14 protein-coding genes are annotated in these 17,025 nt (G+C 67.2%); 8 read left to right on the top strand and 6 right to left on the bottom strand.

All coding sequences use genetic code 11. The annotated features are described in order from the left end of the window. Positions 1-137 precede the first annotated feature (137 nt). The 5 genes from F0U63_RS45190 to F0U63_RS45170 are packed head-to-tail and all read left to right on the top strand — an operon-like array spanning position 138 to position 4,951. Positions 138-1,340 carry an ABC transporter substrate-binding protein gene (locus F0U63_RS45190; protein ID WP_395841046.1) on the top strand — a complete coding sequence of 401 codons (1,203 nt, stop codon included), beginning with the start codon at positions 138-140 and terminating at the stop codon, positions 1,338-1,340. Beyond that, positions 1,340-2,269: a branched-chain amino acid ABC transporter permease gene (locus F0U63_RS45185; RefSeq protein ID WP_395841044.1), complete on the top strand. Its 930-nt coding sequence runs from the start codon at positions 1,340-1,342 to the stop codon at positions 2,267-2,269. The genes F0U63_RS45190 and F0U63_RS45185 overlap by 1 nt, the downstream gene beginning before the upstream one ends. Positions 2,270-2,277: 8 nt before the next feature. After that, entirely contained in the window at positions 2,278-3,333 is a 1,056-nt protein-coding gene (locus F0U63_RS45180) for a branched-chain amino acid ABC transporter permease (protein ID WP_395841042.1), read from the top strand. Continuing rightward, positions 3,333-4,199, top strand: a complete 867-nt coding sequence (locus F0U63_RS45175) for an ABC transporter ATP-binding protein (protein WP_395841040.1) — start codon at positions 3,333-3,335, stop codon at positions 4,197-4,199. Before F0U63_RS45180 ends, F0U63_RS45175 begins: the two co-directional genes overlap by 1 nt. Continuing rightward, entirely contained in the window at positions 4,196-4,951 is a 756-nt protein-coding gene (locus tag F0U63_RS45170; RefSeq protein WP_395841038.1) for an ABC transporter ATP-binding protein, read from the top strand. The genes F0U63_RS45175 and F0U63_RS45170 overlap by 4 nt, the downstream gene beginning before the upstream one ends. 22 nt (positions 4,952-4,973) lie before the next feature. Here F0U63_RS45170 and F0U63_RS45165 read toward each other — a convergent pair whose 3' ends face one another. Further along, positions 4,974-6,029 carry a hypothetical protein gene (locus tag F0U63_RS45165; RefSeq protein WP_395841036.1) on the bottom strand — a complete coding sequence of 352 codons (1,056 nt, stop codon included), beginning with the start codon at positions 6,027-6,029 and terminating at the stop codon, positions 4,974-4,976. 105 nt (positions 6,030-6,134) lie between these two features. Here F0U63_RS45165 and F0U63_RS45160 point away from each other — a divergent pair, with 105 nt between their 5' ends. Both F0U63_RS45160 and F0U63_RS45155 read left to right on the top strand, forming a co-directional pair. Beyond that, positions 6,135-8,249, top strand: coding sequence for a hypothetical protein (locus tag F0U63_RS45160; protein WP_395841034.1), 2,115 nt, complete (start codon positions 6,135-6,137; stop codon positions 8,247-8,249). 122 nt (positions 8,250-8,371) lie between these two features. After that, positions 8,372-9,112, top strand: a complete 741-nt coding sequence (locus F0U63_RS45155) for a hypothetical protein (RefSeq protein WP_395841032.1) — start codon at positions 8,372-8,374, stop codon at positions 9,110-9,112. Between the two features lie 48 nt (positions 9,113-9,160). On the opposite strand, the gene F0U63_RS45150 is transcribed toward F0U63_RS45155, so the two are convergent. After that, positions 9,161-11,458 (bottom strand): MopE-related protein, encoded by a 2,298-nt coding sequence (locus tag F0U63_RS45150; protein ID WP_395841030.1) that lies wholly within the window; start codon positions 11,456-11,458, stop codon positions 9,161-9,163. A 101-nt stretch (positions 11,459-11,559) separates the two neighbouring features. Further along, positions 11,560-12,117, bottom strand: a complete 558-nt coding sequence (thpR, locus tag F0U63_RS45145; protein WP_395841028.1) for an RNA 2',3'-cyclic phosphodiesterase — start codon at positions 12,115-12,117, stop codon at positions 11,560-11,562. Between thpR and F0U63_RS45140 the strand changes: the two genes are divergently transcribed. After that, a complete protein-coding gene (locus tag F0U63_RS45140) occupies positions 12,116-12,280 on the top strand; it encodes a hypothetical protein (protein ID WP_395841026.1) in 165 nt (54 codons plus the stop codon). The genes thpR and F0U63_RS45140 overlap by 2 nt on opposite strands. Here F0U63_RS45140 and F0U63_RS45135 read toward each other — a convergent pair. From F0U63_RS45135 to F0U63_RS45125, 3 genes are all read right to left on the bottom strand, one after another. Continuing rightward, a complete protein-coding gene (locus F0U63_RS45135; protein ID WP_395841024.1) occupies positions 12,264-13,988 on the bottom strand; it encodes a bifunctional metallophosphatase/5'-nucleotidase in 1,725 nt (574 codons plus the stop codon). The genes F0U63_RS45140 and F0U63_RS45135 overlap by 17 nt on opposite strands. 95 nt (positions 13,989-14,083) lie before the next feature. Then, complete coding sequence (gene proS / locus F0U63_RS45130) at positions 14,084-15,517, bottom strand: proline--tRNA ligase (protein WP_395841022.1); 1,434 nt, start codon at positions 15,515-15,517, stop codon at positions 14,084-14,086. A 91-nt stretch (positions 15,518-15,608) separates the two neighbouring features. After that, positions 15,609-16,988 carry a family 16 glycosylhydrolase gene (locus F0U63_RS45125; RefSeq protein WP_395841020.1) on the bottom strand — a complete coding sequence of 460 codons (1,380 nt, stop codon included), beginning with the start codon at positions 16,986-16,988 and terminating at the stop codon, positions 15,609-15,611. Positions 16,989-17,025: the final 37 nt, after the last annotated feature.

The following is a 17,025-nucleotide window of genomic DNA, read 5'->3' as shown; positions in this document are numbered from 1 at the left end:
TCGGGGGGCGGGAAGGCTGTTTTGGGATTGAGAAAAGACCCCCGAAGGCGCGGGGAAACGGTTGCGTGCTTGACCCCTCTTCCGGCTTCCCATACAAAACTGGGGCTTTGCCGCACCCTGGCCTCGCGAGGACGCCCATGCGCCGTTTCACTCCGCTACTCCTGGCAGCGTTTGCTCTCTTTTCGGCTGCTTGTGAAAAGAAGTCGCAGCCCACTCCCGCTGATACGGGCTCGCAGGGCCAGGCTGCCCAGCCTGCTCCCACGGGAGGTACGCCGCCCGCTTCCGACACCCTGGTGCTGGGCCAGATCAGCAGCCTCACCGGCTCCCAGGCGTCCTTCGGCGTGTCCACCCAGCACGGTGTGGAGATGGCCATCAAGGAGGCCAATGCCGCGGGCGGGGTGAAGGGCAAGAAGCTCGCGGTGCGCCTCTACGACAACCAGAGCAAGCCCGAGGAGGCGGCCCAGGCCGCCACCCGGCTCGTCACCCAGGACAAGGTGCTGGTCATCATCGGAGACGTGGCCTCGTCCAACTCCCTGGCCATGGCCGACAAGGCGCAGGCCGCCGGGGTGCCGATGATCACCCCCGCCTCGACCAACCCCGCCGTGACGGAGAAGGGTGACTTCGTCTTCCGCGTCTGCTTCATCGACCCGTTCCAGGGCTTCGTGATGGCGAAGTTCGCGCGCGAGAACCTGAAGCTGGACCGGGTGGCCGTCATCCAGGACAACAAGAGCGCCTACTCCATCGGCCTCACCGAGGTGTTCTCCCAGAAGTTCGCGGAGATGGGCGGCAAGGTGCTGACCACGGAGAGCTACTCGCAGGGCGACACCGACTTCCGCGCGCAGCTCACCGCCATCAAGAAGCTGAAGCCGCAGGGCATCTACGTTCCGGGCTACTACAACGACGTGGGCGTCATCGCCCGCCAGGCGCGCGAGCTGGGTCTGACGGTGCCGATGATGGGCGGGGACGGCTGGGACTCGGACAAGCTGTTCGAGCTGGCCGGCAACGCGCTGGATGGCAGCTACTTCTCCAACCACTACTCGCCGCAGAACCCGGATCCTCGCGTGCAGAAGTTCATCTCGGATTACAAGGCGGCCTACGGCAGCACGCCGGACGCGCTGGCGGCGCTGGGGTATGACGCGGCGCGCGTGGCGGTCGCCGCGCTCGAGAAGGCCAAGGATCTGACCGGCCCCTCCATCCGCGACGCCATCGCGCAGACGAAGGACTTCCCGGGCGTGGCTGGCAACATCACGCTGGATGAGAAGCGCAACGCCGTGAAGTCGGCGGCGATCCTCAAGGTGGGCGACGGCAAGGTCGAATTCGTCACCACGATCAATCCGTAATGTCCCAGCTCATCCAGCACCTCATCAACGGCATCGCCGCGGGCACGATCTACGCACTGGTCGCGCTCGGGTACACGATGGTGTACGGCGTGCTCAAGCTCATCAACTTCGCCCATGGCGACGTGATGATGGTCGGCGTGTACATGGGCTACGCGACGGCCATGATGCTCGGCCGGCAGGCGCGGGGTTCGGTGGGCGGCGTGCTGCTCATCTTCCTCGTGGCCATGGCGGGCTGCGCGCTCCTGGGCTTCCTCATCGAGCGCTTCGCCTACCGGCCGTTGCGCGAGAAGCCCCGGCTCACCGCGCTCATCACCGCCATCGGCATCTCGTTCACGTTGTCCTACGGCTTCCAGTTGGACATCGGCTTCCTGCCGGGCTCGGCGCCGCGCGCCTTCCCGCAGATCATCCAGCCGGCGCAGTGGTTCACGCTCGGCGACCCCGAGTTCCCCGACGTGGTGCTGTGGAACTGGCAGGTCATCTCGCTGCTGCTCGCGGTGGCGCTGATGGCGGGCCTGCAGTTCCTCGTCTACCGCACGCGCTTCGGGCGGGCGATGCGCGCGGTGTCCTTCGATCACCGCGTGGCGGCGCTGATGGGCATTCCCACGGACCGGGTCATCTCGGTGACGTTCATGATCGGCAGCGCGCTGGCGGCGGGTGCCGGCCTGCTCTACGCCATCAAGGACACCTCGGTGAGTCCGCTGATGGGGCTGTACGTGGGCCTCAAGGCCTTCGTGGCGGCGGTCATCGGGGGCATCGGCAACGTGCCGGGCGCCATGGTGGGAGGCCTGTTGCTGGGGCTCGTGGAGGAGTTCGTGGTGGGCTATGCCGCGAGCACCTGGCGTGACGCGGTGGCCTTTGGCTTCCTGATCCTCGTGCTGCTCGTCCGTCCCGGAGGCCTGTTCGGCCGGGTCGCGGCGGAGAAGGTCTGACGCCGCGCATGGAAACGCCTCCCAACGTGTCTTCCTCCTCCCGGATGCCCCCCGCGCTGCGCGGCATCCTCCCGCTCCTCATCGCGCTGCCGCTGCTGCTGCTGTTGGATCTGCTGCTGCGCGACTCCCCGTTCGCCACCTACCTCCTGTCCGTCATCGGGGTGAACATCCTGCTCGCGGTGAGCCTCAACATCGTGAACGGGATGACGGGTCAGTTCTCCATCGGCCACGCGGGGTTCATGGCGGTGGGCGCCTACCTCGCGGGCATCACGTCGCTCGCGTTGAAGGACGTGGCCATCTCCTTCCTGCCCGTGGCGTTGAGTGACCAGGTGCTCCTGCTGGTGGCGCTGCTGGTGGCGGGTGGTTCCGCGGCACTGGCGGGCTTCCTGGTGGGACTGCCCTCGCTGCGCCTGCGCGGGGACTACCTGGCCATCGTGACGTTGGGCTTCGGGGAGATCATCCGTGTCGTGGTGACCAACACCGCGTCGTTCGGCCGCGCGCTGGGGCTGAGCGGCATTCCCCAGACGTCCTCGCTGGCCATGGTGGGCCTGTGGGTGTTCCTGTGCGTGCTGGTGGCGCGCCGCATCGCCGGCTCCAGCCACGGCCGCAGCCTGCTGGCCATCCGCGAGGACGAGGTGGCGGCCGAGGCGATGGGCGTGAACACCACGGGCTACAAGGTGCGTGCCTTCGTGGTGTCCTCGTTCTTCGCGGGCGTGGCGGGCGGACTGTTCGCCCACTTCGTGCCCATCATCAACCCGGGCTCCTTCACCTTCGTGAAGTCCATGGAGGTGGTGGTGATGGTGGTGCTCGGGGGTCTGGGCTCCACCACGGGCGCCATCGTGGCGGCGGTGTTCCTCACCCTGCTGCCCGAGGTCATGCGCTCGGCGTTCGGTCTGCTCGGCACGGAGAGCAGCCTGGCGCATCAGGTGGATCAGATCCGCATGCCCATCTACGGCCTGTTGCTCGTGGCGCTGATGCTGTCGCGGCCCCAGGGGTTGTTCGGAACGAAGGAACTGTGGGACGTCGTGCCACGCTGGCTGCCTCGGCGCCGTAAGGGGATGTGATGAGCGGACCACTGCTCGAAGCCGTCGGAGTGAGCATCCAGTTCGGAGGCCTCAAGGCGCTCTCGGACTTCAACCTCGCCATCCACCCGGGAGACCTGCAGGGGCTCATCGGGCCCAATGGCGCGGGCAAGACGACCGCGTTCAACGTGCTCACCGGCGTGTACCGGCCCACCCAGGGCGAGGTGCGCGTGAACGGAGTGCGGGTGAACGGGCGGCTGCCGCATCAAATCAACCACGCGGGGCTCGCGCGCACCTTCCAGAACATCCGCCTGTTCCGGGCGCTCACGGCGCTGGACAACGTGAAGGTGGCGTGCCGGGCGCAGGGCGCGCTGCACCAGAACGGCGATGTGGGGCTGGGGGCCAAGCTGCGCGAGGCCTTCGGCAACTACCGCGACTGGTGGCGGGCGATGCTGCTGACGCCGAGCTTCCAGGAAGAGGAGCGTGAGCTGACGCGGCAGGCCGAGCACCTGCTGGAGGTGATGGGGCTCGCGCACCGCCGGGACGAGGAGGCGCGCAACCTGCCCTACGGCGAGCAGCGGCGCCTGGAGATCGCCCGGGCGTTGGGCACGCGGCCTCGCGTGTTGCTGCTGGACGAGCCGGCGGCGGGCATGAACACGCGCGAGAAGGCGGACCTGATGGTGCTCATCCGCAAGCTCCGGGATGACTTCCAGTTGGGCATCCTCGTCATCGAGCACGACATGAAGCTCGTGATGGGCATCTGCGAGAAGATCACGGTGCTCGACCACGGCGAGAAGATCGCCTGGGGAGCGCCGGCCGAGGTGCGCAGTGACCGCAAGGTCATCGAGGCGTACCTGGGAGACAGCTATCTGGAGTCGCAAGGACAGTCGCACGGAGGCTCGGCGTGAGCGAGGCGCAGGTGAAGCTGTTGGGCACGCGCCCCGAGTTTCCGCCGCTGTTGGCGGTGGACGGGGTGAAGGTCTCCTATGGGGCCATCCAGGCGCTGAGGGGCGTGACGCTGAAGGTGGGCAAGGGCGAGGTGGTGGCGCTCATCGGCGCCAATGGCGCGGGCAAGACGAGCACGCTGCGCGCGGTGAGCGGGATGCTCAAGCCGGTGGGCGGGCGCATCTCCTTCTCGGGTGAGGACATCACCGGGAAGAAGGCGCACCAACTGGTGCCCAAGGGCATGGCGCACGCACCCGAGGGCCGGGGCATCTTCCCGAACCTCACGGTGCTGGAGAACCTGGAGCTGGGAGCCTACCTGCGCAACGACGCGGAGGGCATCGCGGCGGACCTGGAGAAGAGCTACACGCTCTTTCCTCGGCTCAAGGATCGGCGCAAGCAACTGGCGGGGACGCTGTCGGGAGGCGAGCAGCAGATGCTGGCCATTGCCCGCGCCCTGCTCAGCCGGCCCACGCTGCTGTTGTTGGACGAGCCCTCGCTGGGGCTGGCGCCGCAGGTGACGGAGACCATCTTCCGCAACCTCCGGGACGTGAACGCCGCGGGGGTGAGCATCCTGCTGGTGGAGCAGAACGCCCACCTGGCGTTGAACTTCGCCCACTACGGCTACGTGCTGGAGACGGGCGAGGTGGTGATGGCGGGAGCGGGCAAGGCGCTCCTGGACAGCCCGGAGATTCGCAAGGCCTACCTGGGCGAGTAACGGGGCTCGCCCCGGGGCGGCGTCACGGCAGGACGCCGAGGATGCTCACGCCACCGGGGCCGACCGAGAGGGAGGAGACTCCCGGGGTGGGTGCGGCCGCGGCCGCACGGTCCTGGAGCCAGAGGTAGACGCCTGCTCCGGCGAGCGCGGCGCCCACGGCGGCGCTCACGCCCGAGAGGACGCGGCGGGAGGCGGCCTTCTCGCGCAGGGCGACGATCTGGGACACGTCGTTGGACGTGGGGTAGCGGCCATCGGCGTAGTAGGCATTGGAGTCGCGCATGGCCTTGTCGCCGTCGAGGACGAGGAAGCCCGCGAGTCCCAGGGCGGCGACGCCCACGCCCGCGGCGGTATAGGCGACGGGCTTCTTCCAGTTCCGTGCGGAGGATGAGTCGCGGACGGAGGGGACGAGGACCATGTCCTCGGCCGCGACGGGAGCGGGCTCCGCCACGATGGGAGGCGCCGTGGGGGCAGGTGCCTCGGCGGCGGGAGGGGCGGGCGGCGGCTCGGCGCGGGGGGGAGATCTCCTGGGAAGGATGCGCAGTTGCCGCAGCAGCCGGAGGGCGAAGGGCCTGTTCCTGATGTCCTCCTCGTCCTCGTTCTCCTTCAGGAGTTGCTCCGGGTCGCTCAGCCGGAGGGTCATCTTCCGGAGCTCCTCACCGCGGGTGTCCACCACGTGGCCCGAGACGAACGTGGGGACGCCGAGCTTCACGGTGACGAGGAGCGAGTGACCCGACTGGGTGTCGGCGGCGAGCCGGCCGAGACACTCGAGGGACTCCTTGTTGGCGGAGACGCACGACTTCTTGGGCTCCTTCTCGAGGAAGGCGCTGACCTGCTCGTCGGGGACGTGCTTCACGCCCGTGCGAGCGATCGCGGCCGAGCATGCGGCCTCGTAGTGCTGGACCTTCTTCTTGTCCTTCTCGCCGATGACGACGCACGGATGGACGGCGACGAGGCTGATGTCGTCCTGCGCGGCGGCGTCGCGCGAGTGCACGGTGGGGGCGAGCAGCAGGGCGAGCGAGAGGAGGACGGAAGGGGAGGCGCGGCGGAGCAGGGCGGACTCCTCGGAGGAGGGGAACACTTGTGCGGAATCAGGTCATCGCAGGGGAGTTCCCAGGACGCAACCTTCCGCGAGCGGGAACCCCATGCTATCCACGAAGACTGGACCGTCCAAGAGTGTGAAGAGGTGATTGTCGTGATGTGGCGCAAGGTCCTCGGACTGTTGCTGATGGGCGCGCTCTGCGCGTGCACGCAGCCGATCAATCGGTGCGAGACCGCGGCCGATTGTCGCTCCGGTGCACTGTGCCTGCAGAACGTCTGTGTCTACGACGGTGAGATCGACAGCCAGGCGTGTGACCGGCCCTGCGCCACCTACGAGGCCTGTTCCGCGTTGACGTTGAAATGCCAGCCGCGGTTCACGGGGCTGGTGGTGAGTCCGAGTGACACGACGGTGGATGGAGGAACGCTGTCGGTGCGGGCGGAGCTGCGGGTGACGCCCGGGTTCGCGGCGAACTTCCCCGAGTCGCTGAACATCGGAGTGTCGCGAGGGGACGGAGGGACGGTCGCCTCGCTGCCGACGACGACGGAGGGTGATGGGGTCTACACCACGCAGTGGAGTCCTTCGGGAGAGGGCGCGTATCGGCTGACGGCGGCGTATCCCGAGCAGGGCGGGCCGAGCACGACGGTGGGGCTGACGGTGGACACGACGGGCCCCTTGCTGTCGGTGGTGCCGACGGCCTCGCCGAGCCGGGAGCCGGATGGTGGCTTCATCTACAAGGACCCTGCGGCACCGGGGGCGTGGCGACGGGATCAGACGGCGACGGTGCGGGTCGATTCCAGTTCGGCGGACCTGGATCCGCAAAGCGTGAGCGTGCTCGTGCGCGGATTCGACGGAGGGGTGGCGCTGGAGGGGCTGACCCTGGCTCCGTCGACTTCCTGCGACGGGAAGGCGTATTGCGCGACGGTCGAGGTTCCCTTGTGGAAGCCGGGCCTGCCTGCGTTCCGCGGCGAGTTCGCCGTCGAAGTGAGCGCGAAGGATCGGGTGGGGAACCAGACGTCCGCTAAGGGGAGCATTCCCGTGACGCGCTGGAAGTGGCGACACGGTATCAACTCCGCCGTGATTACCGCCACGCCCGCCGTGGGGAACAAAGGTGTCCTCTATGTGGGGACAACGAATGGCGGTAACAACGATGGACGACTCCTCGCGATCTCCGAGGAGGGTCGTTTGTTGTGGGAGGCGAGCACTGGAGCTGTCATTGCCAGCCCCGCGGTGGGCAATGCGTTGCCTGACGGCTCGGAGCGAGTCTACGCCGCTCATAGGAAAGCCAGCGCAAATCGAGTCGGGTTCTACGCCGGGAGCAGTTCCTTCGTCAGTTCGTGTGTTGATTTCGCTTCGACGACCGCGCTCGTTCAATCGGCATTGTCAATTGGCCAAGTCTCTGTAGGGAGTGCCTCGGAAACAGTCTATGGCGTTTATACAGGGCGAGCTGGAGGAACGCTCTTCGCTGCGCGTCCAGATGAGAGCGATCCTCTGTTGCAATGTCCGACAAATCTTGGTGTCGGCGATGTTGTTGCTCCGGGGACGATGCTTGCTTCAGGACCCTTTGTCGTTCTGGGGACTTCAACGGGCAGGCTGAAATCCTACGCTCTTGGATCCAGTGGACTTTGGAGTAGCTCAGCACAGTGGGATCGCCCGCTCGGAGTGTTAAACCCCACGGCGATGGCCGTGGCGGATGGGAGGATATTCGGTGGCAGCAACGATGGCTCCAACAGCAGGCTTTTCACCGCGCCGCTGGATGGTGGGCAGGACCCGACGAACACCCCCACCGGGGCTCCGGCCTGGAATGCCAGCATTGGGGGCTCGCCCGAGTCCCGGGTGGTCGTAGGGCTTCAGAACAACAACCTGCTCGCATTGGATGCGGCGGATGGCGGCACCCAGAGCATCCAGACTCCCTCCGAGGTCATCAAGGGGGCTCCCGTCTGGGGCGCGGGTGGCTACGTCTACACCGCCAGCTCGACGAGTGGAGTCATCCAGGCGCGTCGGCCATTGGATCACCTCGAGTGGCAATTCGACGCGGAATCCCCCATTGAAGCCTCGATGAACCTCGACTGTAGCCGGGCGGCGGATGGTGGCGTGATGCCCGGCATGCCCGGTGTGCTGTACGCGGCGAGTCAGGACGGCAGGGTCTTCGCCATCGTCGTGGACAGCCCGGGATTGGATTCCACCGCCCCCTGGCCCAAGTACCAGCACGATTCACGCAATACCGGCAATCCCGACACTCCTCTCACCTCTTGCCCCTAGGAGAAGCACGAGGCGGCTTGTCCTCGTGTCGTCACTCCCGACACTCGATGTAGAGACCCCGGGCGGACTCGTCTAGGGTTCGCCCGCTTCCATTCCACCTCAAACATCCTGGACTCGCACCTATGTCATCGTTGTCCCGCTTGTTCGCCGCCGTCGTTACCCTGTCGCTGATTGGCCTTGCTTGCGCCACCTCGGGCTCCTCCACGTCGGGTGGGTCCACGGTTGAGGAGGTTCCCAACGAGAACACCCCCACCGAGCGGCCCCTGGCCCAGTTCCAGAAGATCACCGCCCCCGAGGGCTTCTCCGTGCAGCTCCCCGGCCAGCCCGAGGCCCAGCGCGGCAAGGTCTCCATCCCCGGTGGCGAGGTGCAGACCGCCTCCTGGGCCATCAATGACGCGACGGGCGTCCTCTACTCCATCAGCACGCTTGATTATCCCGAGAAGGTCGTCTCGGCCCACCCGGCCTCCGCCTTCTTCAACGAGGGCAAGGCCGGTCTCGTCGGCAAGCTCAATGGCACCGTCAAGTCCGAGGAGGACATCACCCTCCAGGGCTACCCCGGCAAGTCCCTCACCATCTCCTCGCAGTCCGGAGAGGTGCGTGCGCAGAACTTCCTCGTCGGGCCGCGCCTCTACACCCTGCTCGTCCTCTACAACCCGAGCATCGGCGCTCCCCAGGCTGATCAGTTCTTCTCCTCGCTCGAGCTGATCAACCCTCCGCCCTCCATCTCGCCGGCGCCCAAGGGCTCGGCGGCGGGCGACGGGGGGACTCCGGCGGGCGATGCGGGCACCACCCCCGGTGACGCCGGGACTCCCGCGACCGATGCCGGGACCACTCCGGCCGGTGACGCGGGTACCCGCCGGTAGTTGTTGTCCTCGGGACCCGCGTGGCCTGTGCCCGCGGGTCCCCGTGCTTCACTGGGGCCAGTGGTAGCGCTTGCCTTTATCGCCCACGACCCAGATGTCCCCCGGATTGTTCGCCGCGATGTCCAGGAGCGGAACGGCCGGACTGGTTTTGAATGCCTCCGTCCACGCACTGCCGTTGTAATGGTAGACCTTTCCGCTCATTGCGGTGACGTAGATGGAACGGCTCCCAAAGGCCACCACCGAGCTGAAATTGTCATTCGGTGCGTTCGAAACCTTGCTCCAGTTCGAACCATTCCAACTGTACATGGTTTTATTGTTGCCCACGGCGTAGGCCAGCTTGGGATTCACGACCCAGACACCCAGGAGGGTGAACCCTCCGCTGGGAACGCTCTCTGTACTCCAGTTCCCCGAGCCGCTGTCGAACCGGTAGATACGAGACGAGGTCGCCCCACCGACGGCGAACAGCGCGTCTTGTGAGAGGCCATGCACGTCCAACACTTTCTCGGACAGGGACTGGTTGTCGTAGTTGGCGCCTTGGGGTGTGAGCACCCGGAACGCACGTCCCAGGTCTGTGCCATTCCTGTTCGATCCCACGAAATGGGCTTCGATGTCGTTTCCAACGGAGAGGGCGGTGGCGCCCTTGATGTCCGTATCCACGGACTTCTTCCCAGGGTTCACACACTGCATGGCGCTCGGGTCGTACCGCGCCATGAACCCTTCTTCCCCTCCGAGCAGGGCGTCCCCTGAGCCCGGAGTCGCCGTGACGGCGTTCACGTCGCCGCCCGCCGTACAGGTGCTGAGATCATCAAAACCCGTTCCCCCAGGCTTGAACTGGTGGAACTTGTCACCGCCTACGACCCAGACGCCTCCATTTCCATAGAGCGCCACGGAACGCCAGGTATCCGTATTCGCCGAGGAGTACTCCTTCCAGGTCGGGCCGTCCGCGGGACACACGCTTGCTTCCGTCGTGGCGGCGTCGCAGTCGTTGTCCTCTTGATCACACAGCTCGTTCGCCGTCGGATGGGTGAACGGGTTTCCGTCGTTGCAGTCCCCTCCCTGGGCGATGTACCCGGCACTGGGTGTGCCGCACGTCTTGATGACCGAGGCGTTATCCCCGTAGTTGTCGGAGTCGTTGTCCGCGTAGTACTGCGTGGGGGCCGTCGTGGGCTTGCACTGGGTGTCCTTTCCACCCGCCGAGCACTCCTTCGTGCCCGCGCACTGATAATTATCGGTGCACGCCCCGCCTACGTCGAAGCCCTCGTCCGTCTGGTTGTCGCAGTTGTTGTCCAGCGAGTCGCAGAATTCCGTGGCGCCGGTGTACACGTTGCCCTTCGTGTCATCACAGTCATCCGAGCTGGTGACATAGTAGCTACCGGGTGCGGTAGTGCCGCAGACCTTGATGCCCGCGCCCGTTGCTCCATGGCCGTCCTTGTCCCCGTCCGGGTACCAGGTGCTCGTCACGACCGAGCACGCGGCCTGGGTGGTCGTGACACACTTGATCGTGCCCCCACAGTTGGACTCCCCCGTGCAGGTGGCTCCAACGTTGAATCCCTCGTCGGTCTGGCCATTACAGTTGTCGTTCTTCCCGTTGCACAGCTCGGTCGCGGTGCTGTAGCGCTCCTTGTCCTTGTCGTCGCAGTCGAGATTGTTGTTCACGTAGCCCGCCGGTTGGGCGCACTGGCTCAGGGCCTGTTGGGGGTTGCCTTCGCCGTCCCCGTCCTCGTCGCGGAACCATTCGGACTTGGCGTCCTGACAGCTCATGGCTCCCTGGGTGTCACAGGTCCAGATCTGACACGCGGCCTCCGGGCTGCTGCACTGCTGGCCGAGCTTCTCGAACCCCTCGTTCGTCTTGCCGTCGCAGTTGTCATCCCATTTGTTGTTGCACAGCTCCACCTGCCCGGGACGCACCGTGGCCTCGTCGTCATTGCAGTCCGTGCCGCCGGAGGCCTGGGAGACGTACCCGTCGTTATCTCCGTCAACCGCCTCGAGCGTCAGCTCCACCGGCGCAACGCCCCGGCCCACGTTGACGGAGTCCGACGCGACGAACTCGGGTCCCTCTGAGCACTTCTGCTCGAACGCCGTCGCGGTGATGGTGAGCCTCGAACCCCAGCCCTCCTCGCGAAACGCCGCCACCGTCACCTTCTCGCCGCGTTTCTTCTCCGCGAGCTGCTCCTGGAGCTCCGTCGAGCGCTCCTCGCCCGCGCCTTGAGCGTCCTTCACGCTCACGCGGATGCAGCCGGGTTTGAAGTTCGGAAAGGAGATAGTGAGCTTCACCGCTCCCTGATCTCGACAGCCAACGCTCAGGCAGGCCACCAGGCCCACGAGGAGTACGAAACGTGAGGACATGATCCGGCATCATGCCCTATTTCCGGACTCATCGAACGGCACACACCCCTCGTGTAATCACGGGCCGCCCGTGGCCGCCCGTCGCGCGAGCCTGGGTGCGTTCAGGGGGCCCGGGCGCCCAGGGGAATCTCGGCGCGGGGATGGTAGCGGCCACCGAGGCTCTCGAAGAGCACGAGGCCGTCCACCCGCGCCTCGCCCCAGCGCGCCTCCTGGAGGGCTCGCACGCACCCGGCCAGCTCCCGGTCTCCCCGGGGCTGTTTCGCCCGCGCCAGCGTGAGGTGCGCCACGTACGCGCGGTGCTCGGGCTCGAACCCCAGGGGCCGCAAGCCCTCCGCCACGTCCGCCTGGAGCGCGCCCAGCGCGGCCGTGTTCCCCTCGACTCCCGCCCACAGCACCCGCGGGTGTGAAGATGCCCCGAAGCTCCCACCACCCTGGATGCTCAGCACCAGGGGCTCATGCCGCGGCCCCACGTGCTCGAGCACCTGCTTCACCCGGGCGGCCCGCTCGTCGTCCACCTCTCCCAGGAAGTTCAGGGTCAGGTGCAGGTTGGCGGGAGGAACCCAGCGCGCGCGTGGCGCCAGGCCGCGCAGCTGCTCCAGGGCCGCGGTGGCCGCCTCCTCCACGCTCCTGCCCAACGTCACGGCAACGAAGAGTCGCATGCTCATCTCCTCCGGGTCAGCGCGTCCCTGCGAGGTGACGCGCGAGCGGTGTGGCGAGGCGTTCCACTTCGAGCCGGCGGCGCCGCCTCCCATCGCGGGAGAGGCGGCGCCGCGGGCGATCTACATGCCCGTCCGTGCGCCGGGGCTCACGGAATCCAGGTGATGCGCTTGTCCGTCGGCGGGGTCAGCGGGTTGTGGGCCTCGAGGTAGGCCGCGAAGGCGTCGATGTCGATGGGGCCCGTGCGCAGATCCTGTCCCTGGGTGAAGACGCTGAACCCATCTCCTCCCGCGGCCAGGTAGTTCGTCTCCGTGATGCGGTAGGTGGCCGCCGGATCCAGCGGCACGCCGTTGAGCTGGATGGACGCCGGGTCCACCTTCTTCCCCACCGGTGCCGACGCGGACCAGGAGTAGGTGAAGCCGGCCGACACCTGGAGGATGCGCGTGGTGGTGCCCTGGAATTGCTGCTCCAGCATCTGGTGGATCTGCGCGCCGGTGAGCGTCAGCGTGGTCACGCTGTTGGCGAAGGGCTGCACGGTGTAGGCCTGCCCGTAGGTGATGTCCCCAGCGGGGATGTCCGCGCGCACGCCACCCGGGTTGGTGACGGCGATGACCGCGCCTCCCTTGTCCGGATCACGCGTCGCCTCGAGGAACGCGTCCGCGATGGCGTTGCCCAGGAGCGACTCGCCCGACTGTCCAGAGGGGATCGTGGTGCGCGGGGGAATCTTGAGCTCGACGGGGGTCCTGCCGATGACGCGATTGGCCAGCGGGGCGGCGCGGGCGGCGTAGTCCTTCACCATCGTGTCCACGGTGGCGTTCGCCGCGTCCCTCGTGACGATGTGGTTGCGCGCTTCCGTCGACACCACGTCCTTGGTGCCGGTGTCCAACACCAGGTCCACCTGGGAGATGATGCGCCCGTGGCTGGCCGCGCTCGTCACGCGCCGGCCGTTGATGACGCAGTTGTAGGCCTCGTGCGTGTGGCCGGAGTGGATGAAGTCCACCTCGGGATCCAGCCGCGCGACGATGTCCAGGATGGGACCGGAGACGCCCTGGCAGTCGTCATACAGCTTGGCGGCGGGATAGCCTCCCTCGTGGATGAGCACCCCGATGGCCTTGATGCCCTGGGCCTTCAGCTCGGGCACGAGCGCGTTGACCGTGTCGGCCTCGTCCTGGAAGGTGAGTCCGGCGATGCCGGTCGGGTTGACGATCCCCGGCGTGCCCTCGAGCGTCATGCCGATGAAGGCCACCTTCACGCCCTCGAACTCGCGAATCTCGTAGGCGGGAAGCAGCGTCTCGCGGGTGGCCGTGTTCGTGAACACGTTGGCCGAGAGGTACTTGAACTTCGCGCCGGGAAAGGACGTGCTGCTCTGGCACCCATCCACGGGGTGGCAGCCCCCGTTCTGCATGCGCAGCAGCTCGTCGCGGCCATCGTCGAACTCGTGGTTGCCCACGGAGGTGATGTCCAGGCCGATCTGGTTCAGCACGGCGATGGTGGGCTCGTCGTGGAAGATGCCCGAGATGAGCGGCGAGGCGCCGATGAGGTCTCCGGCCGCCACGACCACGGTGTTGGGGTTCTGGGCCCGGAGCTGCTCGATGTGGGTGGCGAAGAAGGCCGCGCCGCCCGCGTTCACGTTGACGGTGCCGCCGTCCTCACCGGGCGTGGGGACGGTCCCGTTGCTTCCCGTGGGCGGCTCCAGGTTGCCGTGGAGGTCGTTGAAGGCCAGCAGCTGGACGTGGATCTGCTTGGACTCGGGGGGCGAGGAGTCCCCGCCGCAACCGGCGTGCAGCGAGAACAAAGCGCCCGAGGCGAGTGCTCCGAGCAGGAGGACGCGGGGGCGTGCCAGCGAGGACGAAGAGAGCAGGGGAGCGGACATGGGGGCAGTCCATATCCGAAATCCGGCCCGTCATCATCCACGGGCCGGTCACGAGTGGGTGGGGGTGCGACTCGGGGTGGCTCCCCCCGCCACGCTCAGTAGGCCTTGGAGAAGACGATGCGGCCGGGAGACGGCTCCCCGGTGACCACGCACTTGCCGGGCTCCTGGGCGAGCGCGAACGGCCGGTTGCGCGTCGTCAGGCCCGTCTCCTCCTTGATGCGCGCCTCGACCTTGGGGTCCAGGTTCCAGTGGGCGAGCAGGAAGCCCGCGTCCGCCTTCTCCTTCATCTCCTCGTAGCTGTTGACCTCGAAGGTGTTGGCCTCGCGGAAGGCCTTGGCCTTGTCGAACAGCCCCTTCTGCATCGCGTCGAGCATCTCCTGAGCCTTGGCCACGGCCTGCTCCAGGGGGATGAACTCCTTCTGGCGCACGTCGCGGCGCACCATGACGCAGGTGCCCTTGGCCAGGTCCTTGGGGCCCAGCTCCACGCGCAGACACGTGCCCGACAGCTCGTGCTCGTTGTACTTGAAGCCCGGGCTCTTGGTGTCGTCGTCGTCCACCACCACGCTCAGGCCCGCCTTCTTCAGGTCCTGGGCGAGCGCGTGCGTCTTCTCGAGCACCTGCGTCTTCTCCGCGTCGCTGGCCTTGCCGGCGATGGGGATGATGACCACGTGCACGGGGGCGAGCCGGGGCGGCACGATGAGGCCCGCGTCATCCGAGTGCGTCATGATGAGGCCGCCGATGAGGCGCGTGGACACGCCCCAGGACGTCTGCCACACGTGGTGCTGCTTGCCGTCGCGGCCCTGGAAGGTGGTGTCGAAGGCCTTGGCGAAGTTCTGCCCCAGGTTGTGGCTGGTGCCCGCCTGCAGTGCCTTCTTGTCCTGCATCATCGCCTCGATGCTGTAGGTGCGCAGCGCGCCGGCGAACCGCTCCGACTCCGACTTGCGCCCCGTCATCACCGGCATCGCCATGTAGTCCTCGGCGAACGTCCGGTAGACCTCCAGCATCTGCAGGGTCTCCTTCTCCGCGTCGGCCTCCGTCTCGTGGCAGGTGTGGCCCTCCTGCCAGAGGAACTCGGTGGTGCGCAGGAACAGGCGCGTGCGCATCTCCCAGCGCATCACGTTGGCCCACTGGTTGATGAGCAGCGGCAAGTCCCGGTAGCTCTGGATCCACTTGGCGAAGCTGCGGTTGATGATGGTCTCGCTCGTGGGCCGGATGACGTAGGGCTCCTCGAGCTTGGCGCCGCCCGCGTGCGTCACCACGGCGAGCTGGGGATTGAAGCCCTCGACGTGCTCGGCCTCCTTCTTCAGGTAGCTCTCGGGGATGAGCAGGGGGAAGTAGGCGTTCTTGTGGCCCAGGTCCTTGAACATCTTGTCCAGGACGCGCTGCATGTTCTCCCAGATGGCGTAGCCATTGGGACGGATGACCATGCAGCCCTTCACGTCCGAGTAGTCGGCGAGCTTCGCCTTCTGGACCAGGTCCACGTACCACTCGGAAAAGCCCTTCTCGCGCGGCGCCAGCTTCTCGGCCATCTGCTTGAAATCCTTCGGAAATGAGTGAGGCCCGTTGCCTACGCCGGGCCCTGCCCAAATGCAATGCCCCCCGAAGGCCCCCGCCCAGGATTCAGCGCTCCAGCTCGATGTCGTCGACGAAGGCCTCGTTGTTGCCCGACAGGGGCTGGAAGGCCAGGCCCCACACCCCCGACAGCGTCAGCCCGTCCTCGGGCGCGCCCGCGGGCTGGCCGTCCGTGCGCCGGGTGAAGGACGTCACGGGCACGCTCACCCACTTCCAGCCCTTGAAGTCGTCCTGGAAGCGGTACTCGAAGCGCTCCGCCGTGTCGGCGCTCGAGCCGTTGTCGCGCAGCTCCACCCGGAACGGGTTGCCCGTCTGATAGCCCCTGAACCAGAAGTTCAGGTAGCGCACCCCCGTCCAGTCCTGGGGCTCGGAGAAGGTGCGCGCGGTGTACGCGTACGCGGTGGCGCTCGTGGTGTAGTCCAGGTACAGCGACTTGCCCTGGTGTCCCTGGTTGGATTGCCGGGCGGTGAGGCTCGCGCCCGGGCCCACCGTGCGCACCCACAGGGCGGCCTGCTCGGGGGTCTCGAAGCTCTCCAGCAGCTCGACGGGCGCGGCCGGGCCGTAGCGCACGTGCTCGACGCTCACGACCAGGGGGCTTCCCGGGTAGGTGAAGCGGCCCATCCAGGACGAGGTGGTGCCCACGTTGCCGGGCCAGAAGTTCACGAGGGTGCGTCCTGGCACGGACGGCAGCGCTCCCTTGTAGCCCGTCTCGGAGTGGATGCGCTGATCGTCGACGTACCAGTGGATGGCGTCGCGCGTCCACTCGATGCCGTAGGTGTGGAAGTCGTCCGCGGTGTCGAAGGGCAGGTTCACCCCCAGGTCATGCCGCTGCCCGTTGGTGATGTAGTTGAGGCGCAGGGCCTTGGTGTTCTGCCCGAGGATGGCCAGGTCGATGGAGTCCGAGCGCGTCGACTCGGCGGGGCCCGTGGTGATGGCGAAGGCGGTCATCGTGCCCGGGGTGCGCACGGGCTTCATCCGCACCTCGTAGCGCCCATAGCCGTAATAGCGCTGGGTGGCGACCTCGCCCGAGGCGTAGGGCCGTCCGGAGCAGCCTCCCGTCGAGCACGTCGCGGTGTCGAGGATCAGGTCCAGCCGGCCATCGGTGACGACCGCGTGGTCCGCGCGCCAGCCGGCGTTGAAGTCCCCGCTGTTGGCCCAGCCGTCCGAGGGGCGCCAGCGCGCGAGGTCCAACGCGCCGGCGTCGAAGGGGTCGTCGAAGGCGGAGTAGCCGTCACGCCACTCGAGGGAGGGGGGCGCGCCGAGCTGGATGGGGGGCGGGGGGCCACTGGGGGTCTGCCCACCGGGTGGGTTTCCGCCGCCCGTGTTCCCATCGCCTCCCGGATTGTCTCCATCCGGGGCTCCGTTCGAGCCGCAGGCCGTCAGGAGCAGAGCGAGGGTCATCCGCTTCCACATCGCGTCGCGAGCCATGGGGTACTCCTCTTCCAGGATGAGTGGGGAGGCAGTG

It is taken from the genome of Cystobacter fuscus (assembly GCF_044360685.1).
GTDB classification, from domain to species: Bacteria; Myxococcota; Myxococcia; order Myxococcales; family Myxococcaceae; genus Cystobacter; species Cystobacter fuscus_C.
Note: the sequence above shows the minus strand (reverse complement) of the source record. Positions and strands in the feature narration are given on the sequence as shown.

Excerpts from the sequence above, each read along its gene's own strand:
- proS (WP_395841022.1), bottom strand. The coding sequence starts at position 15,517 with ATGGCCGAGAAGCTGGCGCCGCGCGAGAAGGGCTTTTCCGAGTGGTAC.
- F0U63_RS45155 (WP_395841032.1), top strand. The coding sequence starts at position 8,372 with ATGTCATCGTTGTCCCGCTTGTTCGCCGCCGTCGTTACCCTGTCGCTG.
- thpR (WP_395841028.1), bottom strand. The coding sequence starts at position 12,117 with ATGCGACTCTTCGTTGCCGTGACGTTGGGCAGGAGCGTGGAGGAGGCG.
- F0U63_RS45135 (WP_395841024.1), bottom strand. The coding sequence starts at position 13,988 with ATGTCCGCTCCCCTGCTCTCTTCGTCCTCGCTGGCACGCCCCCGCGTC.
- F0U63_RS45185 (WP_395841044.1), top strand. The coding sequence starts at position 1,340 with ATGTCCCAGCTCATCCAGCACCTCATCAACGGCATCGCCGCGGGCACG.
- F0U63_RS45175 (WP_395841040.1), top strand. The coding sequence starts at position 3,333 with ATGAGCGGACCACTGCTCGAAGCCGTCGGAGTGAGCATCCAGTTCGGA.
- F0U63_RS45180 (WP_395841042.1), top strand. The coding sequence starts at position 2,278 with ATGGAAACGCCTCCCAACGTGTCTTCCTCCTCCCGGATGCCCCCCGCG.
- F0U63_RS45125 (WP_395841020.1), bottom strand. The coding sequence starts at position 16,988 with ATGGCTCGCGACGCGATGTGGAAGCGGATGACCCTCGCTCTGCTCCTG.
- F0U63_RS45190 (WP_395841046.1), top strand. The coding sequence starts at position 138 with ATGCGCCGTTTCACTCCGCTACTCCTGGCAGCGTTTGCTCTCTTTTCG.
- F0U63_RS45140 (WP_395841026.1), top strand. The coding sequence starts at position 12,116 with ATGCTCATCTCCTCCGGGTCAGCGCGTCCCTGCGAGGTGACGCGCGAG.
- F0U63_RS45150 (WP_395841030.1), bottom strand. The coding sequence starts at position 11,458 with ATGTCCTCACGTTTCGTACTCCTCGTGGGCCTGGTGGCCTGCCTGAGC.